This window comes from Cryobacterium sp. Hh38 (assembly GCF_004403235.1).
Lineage (GTDB): Bacteria > Actinomycetota > Actinomycetes > Actinomycetales > Microbacteriaceae > Cryobacterium > Cryobacterium levicorallinum.
On record NZ_SOHD01000040.1, the window covers coordinates 1 to 1,377 of the forward strand.

At 60.6% G+C, this 1,377-nt stretch carries 2 protein-coding genes; both read left to right on the forward strand.

Annotated elements, in window-relative coordinates:
- The coding region (locus tag E3T41_RS18275; RefSeq protein ID WP_241991187.1) for a putative quinol monooxygenase at positions 1 to 336 on the forward strand (336 nt) is incomplete at its 5' end.
- Positions 337 to 669: 333 nt separating this feature from the next.
- Positions 670 to 1,227 carry an IS30 family transposase gene (locus E3T41_RS13955; RefSeq protein WP_166791570.1) on the forward strand — a complete coding sequence of 186 codons (558 nt, stop codon included), beginning with the start codon at positions 670 to 672 and terminating at the stop codon, positions 1,225 to 1,227.
- Positions 1,228 to 1,377: the final 150 nt, after the last annotated feature.

A 1,377-nucleotide genomic window follows, 5' to 3' on the forward strand; every position in this document is an offset into this window, starting at 1 on the left:
ACTCCTGTCATTCCTGCGTTCGTCAAGGGGAACTCCTTCCCCGCCCTCTACGACACTATTCGGGACGATCCCGGTGCCTTATCCAAGGTTGACAGAGAGGGCGGCGAAGCTGCGATCGTTGTGCAGTGCCTTCCCGTCCATTTGGGTCTGACCCGCGCCGAGAACGGGTGCATTTCGTTCAACGTGACGCCCACCCACGATCCACTCGTCTGGCAGGTCGATGAGCACTTTCGGGATACCGCCTCGTTCCGCACTCACCAACAACGAGTCTCATCCAGTGAATGGGGCCGGGAGACCTCCGGTATTGAGCGTCATTACACCATCACGGGGATTTAGCTACAGACCGTCGGCGCCTCCGCGGGGTGTGCTTGTGACTTTTGCTGAAGAGAGTCGGCGTTCTTTCACCGCAGATGGCCTTACCGCCATCCCGCAAGCCGAAGGCGGATTCAACCGGTCGTCGCAACACTCGATTTTTGTGAGGTGTTGTACGTGTGGTCGAAGTATGAGCTGGTGGAGAAGCAGGCGCGGTTTTGGGAGTTAATGAGTCAAGGTTCGACGCTGACTGCAGCGTGCGATGCTGTCGGGGTGAATCGACGAACTGGACGGCGTTGGCGTCAAGCAACGGGTGGGCGGATCCCTCTTCCTGAGGCAGAGAGGTCTGGGCGGTACTTGTCTTTGGAGGAACGACTGCGGATCGCGGACTTGCATTTGGGTGGCACCGGCGTGCGGAGGATCGCTGCTCTGGTGGGCCGGTCTGCTGCCACGATCAGTCGAGAGTTGGCTCGAGGCGGGTCCAAGACTGGCCCGCAGGCACGGACGAAGTATGCCCCGTATGCGGCGCAGAAGCAGGCCGAGCTTCGGGGACGTCGTCCCAAGGCCAGCAAATTCGACCATCCGGAGCTGGCCCTTGTGGTGCAGAAAAAGTTGTGCCTGAAATGGAGTCCGGAACAGATCAGTGATCATCTGGCTGCGGTGTTTCCGGATCGGCAGGAAATGCGAGTCAGCCCGGAAGCGATCTACCAGGCGCTTTATGGGGGCGGTCGGGGTGGCTTGCGCGGTGATCTGCATCAGCATTTGCGCACCGGCCGCGCCATCCGGCGTCCGAGACGGCCTGCTGCGAAAAACTCGGGCAAGATCCCGGACATGACCATGATCAGCGAGCGACCGGCGGAGGTTGAGGGCCGCGCCGTGCCTGGGCCTTGGCCTTGGGAATCTCAATGTCTTTGATGCTCCTATAGTTGTCAAGCTGCGATTTGGTGGGGTTGGTTTTCGTTGAGCCAGGCCCGGTAGCGGTGCAGGAATCGGGTGTCGCGAATGGTGCCGCGTTCGATGAGTGAGATCTTGCTGATCGCGCAGTCGAGGGCGTCGGCGACCTCG